We start from the raw sequence: 14,017 nt of genomic DNA, 5'->3' as shown, positions 1-14,017 counted from the left end.
TCTCGCCCCGGCGTCTACGCTCAGTCCTCGGCCGGCCGGGTCGCGGCCGCCTCGACCAGTTCGACCGCGCGAACCGCGCGCAGCCCGTCCTCGCCGCTGACCTCGACCGGGCTCCCGGTCACCACGGCGTTGACGAACGACGCCAGCTCGCGGCGCAGCGAGCCGCCGGAGATCTGCGGGTCGTGGGTCCAGTTCCTGGTGTCGACCCGTACCGAACGGCCCTCCGTCTCGGTGATCAACTCCAGCTCGTCCGTGGACAGGTCGATCAGGGCCGAGCCTTCGTCGCCGAACACCTGGACGCCGGCCAGGCAGCTCCGCGCCGACGCAGGATGCAGCAGCCAGTGGTTCTCCAGCAGGGCCAGCGTTCCGTCCGCGAGATCGAGGGTCGCCACGGTGACGTCCGAATAGCTGCCGAACACCCGCCGCCCCGCCGCCGACGCGGACTGGAGCTCCTGCCCGGTGAGCCAGAGCAGCAGGTCGAGATCATGCACCCCGAGGAAGGCGGTCACCGAGGCCCGGGCGGCGATCCGGTCGGCCGTGCTGCGGGTGTTCACCCGGTGGATCCGGAGGTAGCGGAGCCGGCCCAACTCTCCCGCGTCGATCCGGCGCTTGAGCTCGCGAAGCCGCTCGTCGAAGCGCAGCAGGTGGCCGACCATCAGCCGGCCCGGCAAAGGCTGGGCCGCCAGGATCGCCTCGCAGCCGACGGCCGTGGTGGCCAGCGGTTTCTCCACCAGGACATACTTTCCGGCCGTCAGGGCGAGCGTCGCGGCTTCGACATGAAGATCATCGGGAAGGGTGACCGAGACCGCGTCGACCTCCGGCAGTACCTCGTCCAGAGTCTCCCGGACCTCGAGGCCAAGCTCGGCGGTGATCACCGCGGCGCGGCCCGGATCGGTCTCGACCCCGATCACCGACTCCACCGCCGGTTCGGCCAGCAACACCTGGGCATGCAGGCGGCCCATCACGCCGAGTCCGACGACGGCGATCTTCATCCGGGCACCCCGTTCCGAGCTTGACCTTGATCATCGCCGATCCGTACCCTCGAAGCAATCGGTTGCCGCAGTTCGGGCGGCGCACGGCAGGAAGTTGATCTTGAACAGAGAAACGGGAACCGTCGGCGTCGGCATCATCGGGGCGGGGATCATGGGCCGCAGCCATGCGGCCTCGGCGGTCGGAGATCCGCGGGTACGGCTGCGCTCGGTGGCCGGGCTGCCGCGCGAGACGGCGGTCCAGCTGGCGGAGACGTACCGGATCGAAACGGTGACCGACGACTACACCGACCTGCTGGCCGACCCGGCGGTCGACCTGGTGATCGTCGCGACGCCGGACCACCTGCACGCGGAGATCTGCCTGGCCGCGTTGAACGCCGGCAAGCACGTCCTGGTGGAGAAGCCACTCACCACCTCGCTCGCCGAAGCGGACCGGATCCTGGCCGTGGAGCGGGAGTCCGCGGCGACGCTGATGGTGTCGTTCAACCACCGCTGGATCCCGGCATACGCCCAGGCGCGCGCCGAGATCGCGGCCGGCCGGATCGGTCGGCCGCGGCTGGCGTACGCACGGAAGAACGATCGGATCCATGTGCCGACGACCATGCTGTCCTGGTCGGAACGGACCACCTGCGCCTGGTTCCTGTCCAGCCACGACATGGATCTGGTCGGCTGGTTCCTCGGCGCCCGGCCGGTTCGGGTGTACGCCAGCGCCGTCTCCGGCGTGCTCCGCGAGCGCGGCATCGACACGCCCGACGCGATCCAGGCCCAGGTCACCTACGAGGGCGGCGCGGTGGCCACCTTCGAGTCGTGCTGGATCTATCCGGACACCTTCCCGACCATGACCGACTCGTTCATCGAGGTGGTCGGCGAGCACGGCGTGATCCAGCTGCCCCGGGTCGATGATCAACTTCAGCTGACCACCGAGGACAGCCACGAGTATCCGCGGCTGTCGATCGGCGCCGACCTGCACGGACGGCGGGGCGGCGCGGTGACGGCGGCCCAGCAGCACATGATCGACTGCATCCTCGAGGGTCGTCCGCCGCTGGTCGACCCGCAGTCGTCCCGCGACGTGATCGCCCTGCTCGAGGCCGTACACCGGTCCATCGAATCGGGCCAGCCCGAACCCGTCTAGCGGACGTCCTTCGTCGGGGCGCGGAACGTGTTGCACTGGTAGATCTCGCGGTTCCGGTAGCCCTGGATCGCCCAGCCCTGGATGTGCTCCTTGGTGCCGTGCACCTCGTCGCCGAGGTACAAGCTGACCACCCTCCGAAAATGGGAGCCCTCCAGCTCGCCGGTCTGCTTCATGGCCATGCCGCCGAAGCAGGTGGCCTGGAGTTCGATCCTCCGGCTGATCACCAGCGAGTCCTTCTCAGAAGAGTTCGACCGGTGCCAATGGGCCGCCAGCAGGATGCCGGTCCGGGCCTGGAGATGGTGTCCGTACTCGTGACCCATGGTGTCGAAGTATTGCGCCCAGGTGTATCCGTAGCCGCGCCGGCCGAGACCCATGCCACGCCCCATGTAGATCTGTTGGTTCGCGGAGCAGTAGTAGGCGCCCGCGTTGCTGTTGCCGCAGGGTGATCGAACCGGTTCGAGGAAGGTCCGGATCTTGATCTTGGTCGCCTGGTACCCGGCCTTGGCCATCGGCTTCTGCCACATCGCGGCGACGCAGTCGGCCATCGTCTGCAGCCCCTTGCGCATCTTCTTCTCTGACAGCGCCGGGAACGGGCGGTTGTAGAGGTTCGGCAGGTTCGAGCATTTGGTCTTGGCGACCTTCTGACCGTACACGCTGTTGTCCCGGGCGATCTCCGACGCCTCCTCGAGATCGTCCCCGTAGCTGGGCAGCGGGACCGTCTCGTAGCCGCGCTGCGGCCGGAGGTGCGCCGGTACGGGCTTCTTGGCCGGCGGCTTCTTCGTGGGCGGCCGGGTCGTCGGCGCCTTCGTCGGAGGGCTGGTGGTCCGCGGCGGCGTCCTGGTCGGCTCCTTCGTCGGGCGGGCCGGCTCCGTCGTCTCGGGCTCGGACGGCTCGGGCTCGGACGGCTCCGGCACCTTGGTCGTCGGCGGCCGGTCCGTGGACCGCGGCGTCCAGGCCGTGCCGGGCGAATCGGACGTCTCGTCCCTCCGGTCGAAGTACCAGTTGACCCCGGCGATCCCACCGATGAGTCCCAGAACCAGTACAACGCCGATGATCACGAACACCGCGATCCCACCGCCGCGGCGGGGAGGCGGGGGCGGCGGGGCCGGATGGTGCTGCGGTGGTCCGGGCTGGGGTGGTGGGTAGTGCGCCGGCCCGGTGTTCGTCGGCCGACGGCGCGGGGGTCCGGCCGGTGCGGCCGGCGGGTACGGGGGATTGGCCGGCGGCGGGTAGTGCCGAGGTGGTGCCTGACGAGCCGGACGAGGCATGGTCGGCCGATCCCAACTCCACGGTTGCTGATGTCCCCACTGCTGTGGCGGCGGGGGCGGTCCGGGTTGGTTGGGCCAGGCCATGGGTCTCCTTCCTCACTCTCTGCGCGCGGTCCAAGATCGTAACGGCGACCGGGGCCTGCGACCGGACCCACTCTGGTCCCTCTCACTGACGCGGCTCTGACGCGTCGGCGCGCCCTCGACGTCCACCCCAATCCGTTGGGTCTCGGGGGCGGGTGCCAGGTACAGTACGTACGCGCACCGGGCCTCTAGCTCAATTGGCAGAGCAGCGGACTTTTAATCCGCGGGTTGTGGGTTCGAGTCCCACGGGGCCCACTCTCAGGTGCCGTCCTCGCTGCAGACCGCCCATTGCCAACGTCAGTCAATGATCTTGGGTAGACGGGCGGTCGGGACGGTGCTCGCCGTGAGTACGATAGCGGCCGCGGCGCCGATGACGGCGAGGCAGAGGAACATCGTCTGGTAGCCGGTGAAGGCGGCGATGCCGGCGCCGATCCAGGGCGCGAGGGCGCTGGTGATGGTGATCGGGGCGGCGAGGAGGCCGGAGATCCTGCCGTAGCTGCGGCTGCCCCAACGGTCGGGGACGGCGGTGGCCTGGAGGAGGGTGGCGATTCCGCGAGCGAGCCCGGCGGCGATCGAGATGGCGATGAGGAGTCCAGCCGGTCCCGGGACGATTGCGAAGGCAGCCGTTGCGGCCGCGGCGAACCCGAAGACGATCATGGTTCGGGTCCTGAGGTTGAGACGGGCCGCGAGAGGGGCGTAGAGCAGTCGGCCGGTGACTTGTCCGACGCCGCCTAGGCCGAGGGCCCAGGCGGCCAGGCTCGGGGTGAGTCCGCGTTCGGTGAGGAGTGGAATGAGATTGATCACGACGGCATACATGGCGAGTGACGCGGCCGTGAGCCCGATCGCGAGGCTGACGAAGCTGCGGCTGCGGATGATCTTGGTGGCGTAGTCGCCGTCGTCCGCGCCTGCCGTCGGCAGGGTGGGATGGGGCTCGGCGGGCCAGGGCCGTCGCAGTGCGACCGCGTGGAGGGGAATGGTGGTCACGGCCAGGAGTGCGCCCAGGACGACGTAGACGGTCCGCCAGTCCAGCCGGGTGCCGAGCGCGTTGGTGAGTGGGGCGAACACGGTGCTGGCAAGGCCGGCGACGAGGGTGACGGCGGTCAGCGCGGTGAGCCGCCGGGGCCCGTACCAGCGGGTGAGTGCGGCGAAGGCCGGCTGGTAGAGGACTCCGGACATGGCGAGGCCGGCGAGCAGCCAGCCCGCCGCGAAGATCACCGGATGTGGTGACCAGGCGATCATGAGGACTGCTCCGGTGGCCATGATCGATCCGACGGTCATGATCATCCGGGTTCGTGCCGGTCGAGGATCCGGCCGATCGGGATGCCGGCCACGGCTGCGAGGACGAGGGCCGCGGAGAACGCGGCGGTCGTCATGGTCGTCGGCCAGCCGGTGTCGGCGGTGATCGCCGGAGCGAGGACGGGGAAGGCGTAGTAGAGCACGCCCCAGCTGATGATCTCCGTGACGCACAGCGCCGCGAGGACGGATCCGAGCCGGGGCCGTTCGGTGTCGGCCCCGGCGGCGGTGAGGGTTGCCGATTCAGGCGTCGGCACGTTCCCGTTCCCCGGCGAGTCCGTGTTCCTGTCCGGTACGGAAGCCGACGGTGATCAACTGCGGCTCGGGGCTGGAGCCGCAGCAGGCGCTGTCGGTCGCGGTGCCCGAGGCGAGTTCCTCCTCGGTTGGCGGGTTGGAGCTGCAGACGCCCGTCTCGGGCAGGTTGAGCTGGACCAGGTCGGCGGCGGCGCGGTCGTCGGCGAGGGCGGCGGCGATGGAGCGGACCTGTTCGTAGCCGGTGGCCAGCAGGAAGGTCGGCGCCCTGCCGTAGCTCTTGGCTCCCGCGAGGTAGAACCCCTGCTCGGGATGGGACAGCACGGACTCGCCGTGCGGCGGGACCGACCCGCAGCTGTGGAAGTTCGGATCGATCATGGGCGCCAGCCGAACGGGGGCTTCGGTTCCTGCGTCGAGCTCGAGGCGCAGTTCGCGGAGGAGGTCCAGGTCGGGCCGGAAGCCGGTCGCGTTCACGATGGCGTCGGCCTGCCAGGTCTGGGCACCGTCACGGGTGTCCGCCTCGACGCTCACGGGCCCATCGTCGGTGGCCGTGAGCCGGGTGATCGTGGCGTTGCGGACCAGCGTGATCTTGCCGGACTCGACGGCGGCCTTGAGGCTGGTGCCGAGCCGGCCGCGGGCGGGCAGCCCGTCCGCGTCCCCGCCGCCGTACAGGCGGGCGGGGGTGCCGCGACGGATCAGCCAGGTGATCTTGGTGCCGGGTTCGGCGTCGGCGAGTTCGGCGAGGGCGAGCAGGGTGTTCGCGGCCGAGTGGCCCATGCCGACGACGACGGTGTGACGTCCGGCGAATCGCGTACGGCTTGCGCCGAGGACGTCGGGGAGCGGTCCGGCGAGGTGACCGGCGGCTTCGTGCTCGCCGGGTGCGGCCAGCCCGGAACTGCCCAGCGGGTTGGGATGTCCCCAGGTGCCGGAGGCGTCGATGACCGCCTTGGCCTCGATGTCCTCGACCTGTCCGTCGCGGACGGTGCGGACCAGCAGGGGCTGATCTTCGCGGTCGATAGTGCGCGTCTTGTCGATGCCGCGCCGGGACACACCGATGACCCGGGTCGAGGTACGGATCCGCGAAGCCAGTTCCGGTGTCGCCGCAAGCGGGACGAGATATTGATCAAGAAGATCGGCGCCGGTCGGGAGTCCGTCGGGATCCGGCTCGGTCCAGCCGGCGCGCTGCAGCAGCCGTCGGGCGGCGGCGTCGATGTCGTACTGCCAGGGCGAGAAGAGTCGGACCTGGCCCCAGTCGCGGATGGCGGCGCCGACCTGTTCGCCCTGTTCGAGGACGATCGGGTCGAGGCCCCGCTCGACCAGGTGGGCGGCAGCGGCGAGCCCGACCGGGCCCGCTCCGATGACGACGACAGGGTGCGTCTCCGGTGTCTTGGTCATGATCATTTCCTTGTGGTGTCGGTGAGCGCGGTGGTGGCGACTCTGCTGGACAGGACGTTGATGACGTAACCGGCGTCGCGGTGGACGCCGCGCAGCGTGTTCGAGGAGAACGAACGCTGGAACTCCAGCCCGAGGTACGCGAGCCGCGGGTGGGTCAGGGACAGCCCGCGCCGATGGAGCGGCAGTCCCGTCGGATCGAGCGCGCCGAGCTCGGCCAGGTACGGCAGCGAGGGCCGGTATCCGGTGGCGAAGATGACCGTGTCAACTGGCTCGGTCGTGCCGTCGGCCCAGCGGACGCCGGTTTCGGTGAACTCGGTGAAGACCGGTCGTTGGTCGAATCGTCCCGAGTCGAGGGCCGCCCGGTAGGTCCCGGTGTCGAACACGAGGGTTCCTTTGAACAGTCTGGCGAGGGCTGCCGGCGGCAGCAGGTCGAGCCGAAGTGTCTTGAACCAGTAGTGCATGTCTCGGCCGGCGCGGACCTGGGGCACCAGTTGTACCGGTGACCGTACGGCCAGCGAGACGCGGGCCACTCCGGCGAGTTCGTAGCCGACCTGGATGGCCGAGTTCCCGGCGCCCACGACGACCACCCGCTGGTCGGCGAAACGTTCGGGCGACCGGTACTCGGCAACCGTGAGGACTTCGCCGGTGAACTTGTCCCGCCCGGGGAACCGTGGCCGGACCGGATGTCCGAAGGAACCTGATGCGGCCACCACCGCGTCGCCGCTCAGCACACGGCCGTCGTCGGTGTGAACGGCGAATCCGGGACCGGTCGGGGACACGTCGATCACCCGCGTCTCGGTCTGGATGTCGACCCCGAGCCAGGCGGCGTAGCCGTTCAGAAACGCCGCCACCTCGTCCCGTGCCGGGTACCGGTCAGGGTGGCCGGGGAAGTTGTAGCCGGGGAATCCGCTGTAGGCCGCAGGGGAGAACAGCGTCAGGCTGTCGTAGTAGTCCGGCCACGATCCGACCGGCCGGGTTCCGGCCTCGAGCACGACCGGGTCCCAGCCTGCGTCTCGGGCAGTCCGGGCCGCGGCCAGGCCGGACTGCCCGCCGCCGATGATCATGATTCTGCGAGTCACGAGACGAACATATCGCAAGATCGAGATATGTCAATATGAAGATGTGAGCTATCCTGGGATCTGAGGAACGGAGGTGGGAGATGGCTGGCGCACTGGACCTCGCGGCCGCGATCCCGGGCAGTGTCGCGGATCTGAGTGAACTCGACCCGGCCACCCATGAGTTCCTCCGTGCCTTGGCCAGTCCGACCAGGCAGCAGATCATGCTCCTCTTCGCTCGCGGTGCGGAGCTGTCAGTCAATGAGGTGGCCGAGCGTGCCGGTATCGGCCAGTCGACCGCCTCCAGCCAGCTCGCGATCCTGCGGCGAGGGCGAGTGGTGACGTCCCGGAGGGATGGCAAGGTCGTGCTGTACCGGGCCGACCGAACCGGCACTCAGGCGGCGCTCGGCGATCTCCAGCGCTATCTCAGCATCTGCTGCTGAGTCGTTTCGGCTGCGCGACCTTGGTCGATCGACGGCCCTGGTCTCATCCATAGGTGTTCGCCTATAGATTCTGAGCCCATCTCAGTCGTTTACCCCTTGTTCACATAGATCGTCTTCTATACCTTCGAAGAGGTTGCTGAGCGTGATCTCTTCGGCCACTGCCTGAGGGGGCAGGGAGACATCGGAAAGGAACGTTGGGGTGCAACTTCGTCAACGCTGGTTGGCCGTGGCTGGAGCAGCGCTCGCCGCGTCATCGATCGTGCTGTCCGGATGTGGCGGGCAGAGCAACACCACCGGTAACCCGGGCGGAGAGGGAGGAGTAAGCGGGACCGTCGCCATCGACGGGTCCTCGACAGTCGCTCCGCTCAGCGAGGCGGCCGCCGATCTGTTCCGGGCCGAACAGCCCGGGGTGAACGTCACCGTCGCGACGTCCGGTACCGGTGGCGGGTTCAAGAAGTTCTGTGCCGGAGAGACCGACATCTCGGATGCCTCGCGCGCGATCAAGGATGAAGAGGTGGCGGCCTGTAAGCAGGCCGGGATCGAGTTCACCGAGATCGTCATCGCCAACGACGGCCTTTCCGTCGTAGTGAATCCGGAGAACGACTGGGCCAAGTGTCTGACCGTGAAGCAACTGCAGACCATGTGGTCGCCGGAGTCCGAGGGCAAGATCAACAACTGGAAACAGATCGATCCGTCGTTCCCGGATCAGCCGCTCACGCTGTTCGGTGCCGGTACGGATTCGGGCACGTTCGACTACTTCACCGAGGCGATCAACGGCGAGGAGGGTGCGACGCGCACCGACTACAGCCCCTCGGAGGACGACAACGTCACCATTCAGGGCGTCCAGGGTGACAAGGGTGCGGTCGGCTACTTCGGCCTCAGCTACGTCGAGGAGAACCCCGGCGCGATCAAGGCCGTCGAAGTGGACGGCGGCAAGGGTTGCGTGGCGCCGACCAGCGATACGGTCCAGGACGGCAGCTACCAGCCGCTCGGCCGGTCGTTGTTCATCTACGTCAACAACGCCCACTACAAGGACAAGGCGGAGTTGCGGGCCTTCATCGACTTCTATGTCGAGAACGAGGCCAAGATCGCCGAGGAGGCGCTCTTCATCGGGCTGACGCCGGAGCAGAAGCAGACGGCGAAGTCCGAGCTCGAATCGCTCTTGAAGTGAAGCAGAGATGAGTCAGGTCATCAAACGGCCAAGGATCGTGACCGACGGGTCCGCCGACCCCGCGCTTGCGCGGGGCCGGCGGCCTCGGTCCATGCTCGGCCCGTCCCGCCCGCGCTACGGCGAACGGGTGGCCGCGATCGCGCTGCGTGCGGCGGCGGGTCTGTCGGTGGTGATCACCGCAGGGATCGTCATCGCGCTGGTCGTGCCGTCGGTCGGCTTCTTCCAGCAGGTGCCGATCGTCGATTTCCTGTTCGGGAGCCGGTGGGCGCCGCGGTTCGCCGACGCCTCGTTCGGAGTCCTGCCGCTGATCACAGCCACGGCCTGGACGACGGCCATCGCCCTGCTGACGGCAGTACCGCTCGGACTGGGGGCGGCGATCTTTCTCGCCGAGTACGCGCATCGCAGGGTTCGCCGGGTGCTGAAGCCGATTCTGGAGATCCTGGCCGGCGTGCCGACAGTCGTGTACGGACTGTTCGCGCTCCAGTTCGTCCAGGCCGACCTCTTCCGCGGTGTCCTGAATCTCCCGACCGCGGCCTTCAGCGTCCTTGCGGCCGGTCTGGTGATGGGCGTGATGATCATTCCGACCGTGGCGTCGATCAGCGAGGACGCCATGTCGGCCGTGCCGAACGCGATGCGGCAGGGTTCCGCGGCGCTGGGAGCCAATCGGATGCAGACGACGTTGCGGGTGGTCTTTCCGGCCGCTCTGTCGGGCATCGTCGCGGCGATCGTCCTCGGCATCTCCCGGGCCGTGGGCGAGACCATGATCGTGGCGATCGCCGCGGGGAGCCAGGCCCGAATCGTCACCGGCCCGTTGGAGCAGGGCCAGACCATGACCGGGTTCATCGCCAACGCCGCGCTGGGTGATTCGCGGGTCGGGTCGCTGGAGTACGACACGCTGTTCGCGGTCGGCCTGCTGCTGTTCCTGATCACCCTGCTGATCAACGTGATCAGCATCCGCATCGTCCGACGCTTCCGGGAGAAGTACTGATGGTCACCGCCTACGCATCGGCACAGCCCAGCATCCGGCGCAGGGCGCGTGGTGGCGAGCAAAGCCTCCGCTCGCTGGTCTTCCTCGGGCTGCTCTGGCTCAGCCTGCTTGTCGCGATGATCTTCCTTGTCGTCCTGATCGGCTCGACGCTCCTGGAAGCCCTGCCCCGTCTCGACGGTCGCCTGGTGACCGAGTACTCGTCGTCGTCGCCCGAACGGGCCGGAGCGCGGGCAGCCATTCTGGGCTCGATCTGGGTGATCGGAACCACGGCCCTGCTGGCGATCCCGCTCGGGATCGCCGCGGCCATTCATCTTGAAGAGTTCGCCGACCCGCGGAATCGGTTCAATCGGCTGATCGAGGTCAACGTCCAGAATCTCTCCGCGGTGCCGTCGATCGTCTACGGCCTGCTGGCGCTGTCGGCACTGTCCCTGGTCGGAGTGCAGAACAAGAACATCGTCATCGCCGGAGCGCTGGCGCTGGGCATGCTGATCTTGCCGGTGATCATCATCTCGACCCGTGAAGCGCTGCGGGCCGTGCCGGAGGAGATCCGTCACGGATCGCTCGCCCTGGGCGCGACGCCGATCCAGACCGTGTGGCGCCAGACGCTGCCGGCCGCCGTTCCGGGCATCGCCACCGGGACGATCCTCGCCCTGTCGCGGGCGCTCGGCGAGGCGGCGCCGCTGCTGCTGCTCGGCGGCCTGGTCTACGTGACGTACGACCCGAACGGGTTCCTCAGCGGCTACACGACGATGCCGATTCAGATCTTCAACTGGACCGGTCGTCCGCAGGCGGAGTTCCACGTGCTGGCGGCGGCCGCGAGCATCCTGCTGCTCGGACTGCTGCTGGCCATGAATGGGCTGGCCATCTTCATCCGCAACCGCTACCAGCAGCGCTGGTAGCAGACACGAGGCATGATCATGAACACCGAACTCACCTCGATCGCCGGTCAGGCTCAGCTGCATCACGGCGTGGACGACCTCTCTCCCTCGCCGTACGCGGTGATGGCCTGTCACGACGTCAACGTCTACTACGGCGACTTCCGCGCCGTGACGGGTGTTGACCTCGCCTTCGGACACAACGAGATCACCGCGCTGATCGGCCCGTCCGGCTGCGGCAAGTCCACGCTGCTCCGCTCGCTGAACCGGATGAATGACCTTGTCGACGGCGCCCGGGTGGAGGGCCAGGTCACCTTCCACGACGAGGACATCTACGCGCGCGGAGTCGACGCGATCGAGGTCCGCCGCCGGATCGGCATGGTGTTCCAGAAGCCGAACCCGTTCCCGAAGTCGATCTACGACAACGTCGCGTACGGACCGCGGGTGACCAAGATGCGGGTGTCGTCGATGGACGACCTGGTCGAGGAGGCGTTGACCAGGGCGGCACTCTGGACCGAGGTCAAGGACAAGCTGAAGCAGTCCGCGTTCGGGCTGTCCGGCGGTCAGCAGCAACGCCTCTGCATCGCACGGACGATTGCGGTCAAGCCCGACGTGATCTTGATGGACGAACCCTGCTCGGCGCTCGATCCGATCGCGACGACGAAGATCGAAGACCTGATGTCAGAGTTGCGGGACGACTACACGATCGTGATCGTCACGCACAACATGCAGCAGGCCGCCCGGATCGCGGACCGGACGGCGTTCTTCACCGCGCTCGCGGACGAGACGACCGGAGACCGTACCGGCGTTCTGGTCGAGTTCGACCGCACCACCAAGATCTTCGAGAACCCGGACGACAAGCGCACCGAGGACTACATCTCCGGACGCTTCGGCTGAGCCGTGCAACGAGAAGCGCTCGGGGGAGAGGGGCGTTCCATGCGGTGGCACTCGACCGCCCGGGACCGGAGCGCGCTACTCGAGTTCAATCACTTCCGACGGGCCATCCGGGTCGTCGTGATCGACCAGGGCCTGCAGCTCACCCGTGCCGACGGCGCCCGGCTGTTGCAGCACGGACTCGAGTTGCGGCCGTTTCGTGGCGCGGCGGCCGCACTGCTCGGCCTGGTCGCGGACGAACCTGCGGCCGTGCTGGTGCCGGCCAAGCTGGCGGAGGTCGACCTGCTGGCCTTCGTCGAAGCCGTCAGCACGTGTACCGAGATTCCGGTGATCATCGGCGTCGACGCAGATCCGTCGACGTTCGACCTCGCCTATGAGGCACTGGAGAAGGGTGCCCGCGGTTTGATCATGGTCCCGTTCGAGCCGGACCAACTGCTCGGCGCGCTGCACAACGTCGGGCTGCGGGCCGAGGACGTACCGCCGAGTCCGGTGAGCCATGGCCCGATCCACCTGGATCCGGCGACCCACGAGGCCAGGGTGCAGACGACCGAGGTGGCGTTGACTCCCCGCGAATTCGAAGCTCTGCGCTATCTGATCACCGAGGCGCCCCGCGTCGTCGGATTCGCCGAGCTCCTCACGGCCTGTGGTGTCGCTGCCAGCAACAACGTCCTCATCCGTGCCCAACGACTGGCCGTCCGGATCCGGCACAAGCTCGACGCCGCGGCCGGCGGCGTCGGGCCAAGTTGGCTGGTCACCGTACGCGGCGTCGGCTATCGACTGCGCAATCCCGACTAGGCCCTCGGGGCGACAGGAAAGCCGAGCTCGTCCAACAACTCGACGACCCGCCCCTGGATCTCGTCGCGGATCGCCCGGACCTCCTCGATCGGCCGACCGACGGGATCGGCTGTCGGCCAGTCCATGTACCGACGTCCCGGATAGATCGGGCACGCGTCCCCGCAGCCCATGGTGACAATCACGTCGGCCGCGCGGACGACCTCGTCGGTCAGCGGCTTCGGAAACTCGGCGGCCATCGGAATGCCGGCCTCGTCGAGGGCCGCGACGACCGTCTCGTCGACCACTCCGGCCGGCCGTGATCCGGCCGTGCGCACGTGGACCCGGGGCCCGGCGAGTTGCCGGAGCAGCGCGGCGGCCATCTGCGACCGGCCGGCGTTCTGGACGCAGATGAACAGGACTTCCGGGATGCCGGTGCCGTCGTACCCCCGCGCGACGGCGAGGGCGCTGAGGCGGTCGCCGGCGAACCTACTGGTCAGGGACGGCAGGTGCTGAGTGACTCGGGCCCGGTCGCGAAGCAACTGGTAGCTCTCGGCAACGTAGCGCTGCACGGTCTCCTTCGAGAACGTCGTACTGAACCGGTACGCGAGCCGGTCCGCGATCCGTTGGATGACCGGCGGCATGTCGGTCCAGGACGGTGCCGGTCCGCCGTCGCCGTCAGGCTCGGCATGATCAGGCACAGAGGGTGTCCCGAGCAACCGGCCGAACCGGGCCCAACTGTCGGCCGTGGGCCGAAACAGGTCGGCGTTCTGATCGGTCTCGGCGACCAGTCCGACGCCGGAGAGCACCGCAAGATGCCGATCGACAACCGACGCCTCCAGCCCGACCAACAGGCCGAGACGTTTCGCATCGGACACCGCACCTGGGACCGAGGCCAGGGCGCTCAGCACCCGCAGCCGGTCCGGTTCGGCCAGGGCCCCGATCTGCCGGGCCCGATCAGTCGCCGACTGCGGATCCAGCGGGGTCCCGAAGGACCTGGGCGGCTCGGACACGCGTCACCGGAGCAGATCGGCGATGGCGCTGCGGCGATCCGGCGCGATCGAGTACCAGACATTGCGGCCGCGCTGCTCCCGCAGCAGCAGACCCTCCTCGTGCATGAGCCGCAGGTGATGGGTGATCGTCGGCTGCCGCAATCCGAGATGGTTGGCCAGGTCGCCGACCGTCGCCTCCTGGCTGGAACTGCCCTGGATCATGCTCAACAACTGCAGCCGGGTCGGATCAGCCACCACCCGCAGCGTCTGCGCCAGCGACTCGGCGGCGTCGCGCGCCAACGGTCGCAGCGTCGCAGGGTCCGACACCACGGCACGCAACCGAGACACCGCCGGCTTGTTCTGAGGCCCCACCATGAACCCATCGTATCGAACGCCGTCTATAGTTTGTCGTTGGCCG

Annotated in this window: 15 protein-coding genes and 1 tRNA gene; 8 read left to right on the top strand and 8 right to left on the bottom strand. The window is 68.4% G+C overall.

The features are described 5' to 3' along the window. Positions 1 to 20: 20 nt before the first annotated feature. On the bottom strand, positions 21 to 992 hold the full coding sequence (locus tag ACFQU4_RS14385; protein ID WP_377492932.1) for a Gfo/Idh/MocA family protein: 972 nt from the start codon (positions 990 to 992) through the stop codon (positions 21 to 23). A gap of 100 nt (positions 993 to 1,092) precedes the next feature. Between ACFQU4_RS14385 and ACFQU4_RS14380 the strand changes: the two genes are divergently transcribed. After that, on the top strand, positions 1,093 to 2,121 hold the full coding sequence (locus ACFQU4_RS14380; RefSeq protein WP_377492930.1) for a Gfo/Idh/MocA family protein: 1,029 nt from the start codon (positions 1,093 to 1,095) through the stop codon (positions 2,119 to 2,121). On the opposite strand, the gene ACFQU4_RS14375 is transcribed toward ACFQU4_RS14380, so the two are convergent. Then, positions 2,118 to 3,179, bottom strand: a complete 1,062-nt coding sequence (locus tag ACFQU4_RS14375; protein WP_377492928.1) for a neutral zinc metallopeptidase — start codon at positions 3,177 to 3,179, stop codon at positions 2,118 to 2,120. The genes ACFQU4_RS14380 and ACFQU4_RS14375 overlap by 4 nt on opposite strands. A 473-nt stretch (positions 3,180 to 3,652) precedes the next feature. On the opposite strand from ACFQU4_RS14375, the gene ACFQU4_RS14370 reads away from it, so the two are divergent. Then, positions 3,653 to 3,725, top strand: a tRNA-Lys gene (locus ACFQU4_RS14370). 42 nt (positions 3,726 to 3,767) lie between these two features. Here the strand turns inward: ACFQU4_RS14370 and ACFQU4_RS14365 are convergent. The 4 genes from ACFQU4_RS14365 to ACFQU4_RS14350 are packed head-to-tail and all read right to left on the bottom strand — an operon-like array spanning position 3,768 to position 7,489. Then, positions 3,768 to 4,754: an MFS transporter gene (locus ACFQU4_RS14365; protein ID WP_377492926.1), complete on the bottom strand. Its 987-nt coding sequence runs from the start codon at positions 4,752 to 4,754 to the stop codon at positions 3,768 to 3,770. Further along, a complete protein-coding gene (locus ACFQU4_RS14360; RefSeq protein WP_377492924.1) occupies positions 4,751 to 5,020 on the bottom strand; it encodes a hypothetical protein in 270 nt (89 codons plus the stop codon). Before ACFQU4_RS14360 ends, ACFQU4_RS14365 begins: the two co-directional genes overlap by 4 nt. Then, positions 5,007 to 6,410, bottom strand: a complete 1,404-nt coding sequence (locus ACFQU4_RS14355; RefSeq protein WP_377492922.1) for an FAD-dependent oxidoreductase — start codon at positions 6,408 to 6,410, stop codon at positions 5,007 to 5,009. The genes ACFQU4_RS14360 and ACFQU4_RS14355 overlap by 14 nt, the downstream gene beginning before the upstream one ends. A 2-nt stretch (positions 6,411 to 6,412) precedes the next feature. Next, positions 6,413 to 7,489: a flavin-containing monooxygenase gene (locus tag ACFQU4_RS14350; protein WP_377492920.1), complete on the bottom strand. Its 1,077-nt coding sequence runs from the start codon at positions 7,487 to 7,489 to the stop codon at positions 6,413 to 6,415. Positions 7,490 to 7,569: 80 nt separating this feature from the next. Here ACFQU4_RS14350 and ACFQU4_RS14345 point away from each other — a divergent pair, with 80 nt between their 5' ends. The 6 genes from ACFQU4_RS14345 to ACFQU4_RS14320 all read left to right on the top strand — a co-directional run bounded on the left by ACFQU4_RS14345 (position 7,570) and on the right by ACFQU4_RS14320 (position 12,631). Next, positions 7,570 to 7,908 carry an ArsR/SmtB family transcription factor gene (locus ACFQU4_RS14345; protein WP_377492918.1) on the top strand — a complete coding sequence of 113 codons (339 nt, stop codon included), beginning with the start codon at positions 7,570 to 7,572 and terminating at the stop codon, positions 7,906 to 7,908. A gap of 226 nt (positions 7,909 to 8,134) precedes the next feature. After that, the gene (locus ACFQU4_RS14340; RefSeq protein WP_377492916.1) at positions 8,135 to 9,079 is read left to right on the top strand and encodes a PstS family phosphate ABC transporter substrate-binding protein; all 945 of its coding nucleotides are present in this window, start codon (positions 8,135 to 8,137) and stop codon (positions 9,077 to 9,079) included. Between the two features lie 7 nt (positions 9,080 to 9,086). Then, a complete protein-coding gene (pstC, locus tag ACFQU4_RS14335) occupies positions 9,087 to 10,067 on the top strand; it encodes a phosphate ABC transporter permease subunit PstC (protein WP_377492914.1) in 981 nt (326 codons plus the stop codon). Further along, positions 10,067 to 10,966 carry a phosphate ABC transporter permease PstA gene (gene pstA / locus ACFQU4_RS14330; RefSeq protein ID WP_377492912.1) on the top strand — a complete coding sequence of 300 codons (900 nt, stop codon included), beginning with the start codon at positions 10,067 to 10,069 and terminating at the stop codon, positions 10,964 to 10,966. The genes pstC and pstA overlap by 1 nt, the downstream gene beginning before the upstream one ends. A gap of 102 nt (positions 10,967 to 11,068) precedes the next feature. Beyond that, on the top strand, positions 11,069 to 11,839 hold the full coding sequence (gene pstB, locus ACFQU4_RS14325) for a phosphate ABC transporter ATP-binding protein PstB (protein ID WP_377493406.1): 771 nt from the start codon (positions 11,069 to 11,071) through the stop codon (positions 11,837 to 11,839). A 39-nt stretch (positions 11,840 to 11,878) separates the two neighbouring features. Next, a complete protein-coding gene (locus tag ACFQU4_RS14320) occupies positions 11,879 to 12,631 on the top strand; it encodes a winged helix-turn-helix domain-containing protein (protein ID WP_377492909.1) in 753 nt (250 codons plus the stop codon). Here ACFQU4_RS14320 and ACFQU4_RS14315 read toward each other — a convergent pair. Together ACFQU4_RS14315 and ACFQU4_RS14310 are read right to left on the bottom strand one after the other, a co-directional pair. Further along, positions 12,628 to 13,620, bottom strand: coding sequence for a three-helix bundle dimerization domain-containing protein (locus ACFQU4_RS14315; RefSeq protein ID WP_377492907.1), 993 nt, complete (start codon positions 13,618 to 13,620; stop codon positions 12,628 to 12,630). The two genes, ACFQU4_RS14320 and ACFQU4_RS14315, sit on opposite strands and share 4 nt — an antisense overlap. A 3-nt stretch (positions 13,621 to 13,623) precedes the next feature. After that, positions 13,624 to 13,974 (bottom strand): ArsR/SmtB family transcription factor, encoded by a 351-nt coding sequence (locus ACFQU4_RS14310; RefSeq protein WP_377492905.1) that lies wholly within the window; start codon positions 13,972 to 13,974, stop codon positions 13,624 to 13,626. Between the last annotated feature and the right edge of the window lie 43 nt (positions 13,975 to 14,017).

The organism is Microlunatus sp. GCM10028923, assembly GCF_042666975.1.
Classification (GTDB): domain Bacteria; phylum Actinomycetota; class Actinomycetes; order Propionibacteriales; family Propionibacteriaceae; genus Microlunatus.
This window is presented reverse-complemented; position numbering and strand designations above follow the sequence as displayed.

Coding starts and splice junctions, on each gene's coding strand:
- ACFQU4_RS14385 (WP_377492932.1), bottom strand. CDS start 992: ATGAAGATCGCCGTCGTCGGACTCGGCGTGATGGGCCGCCTGCATGCC.
- ACFQU4_RS14365 (WP_377492926.1), bottom strand. CDS start 4,754: ATGATCATGACCGTCGGATCGATCATGGCCACCGGAGCAGTCCTCATG.
- ACFQU4_RS14355 (WP_377492922.1), bottom strand. CDS start 6,410: ATGACCAAGACACCGGAGACGCACCCTGTCGTCGTCATCGGAGCGGGC.
- ACFQU4_RS14345 (WP_377492918.1), top strand. CDS start 7,570: ATGGCTGGCGCACTGGACCTCGCGGCCGCGATCCCGGGCAGTGTCGCG.
- pstC (WP_377492914.1), top strand. CDS start 9,087: ATGAGTCAGGTCATCAAACGGCCAAGGATCGTGACCGACGGGTCCGCC.
- pstA (WP_377492912.1), top strand. CDS start 10,067: ATGGTCACCGCCTACGCATCGGCACAGCCCAGCATCCGGCGCAGGGCG.
- pstB (WP_377493406.1), top strand. CDS start 11,069: ATGGCCTGTCACGACGTCAACGTCTACTACGGCGACTTCCGCGCCGTG.
- ACFQU4_RS14320 (WP_377492909.1), top strand. CDS start 11,879: ATGCGGTGGCACTCGACCGCCCGGGACCGGAGCGCGCTACTCGAGTTC.
- ACFQU4_RS14310 (WP_377492905.1), bottom strand. CDS start 13,974: ATGGTGGGGCCTCAGAACAAGCCGGCGGTGTCTCGGTTGCGTGCCGTG.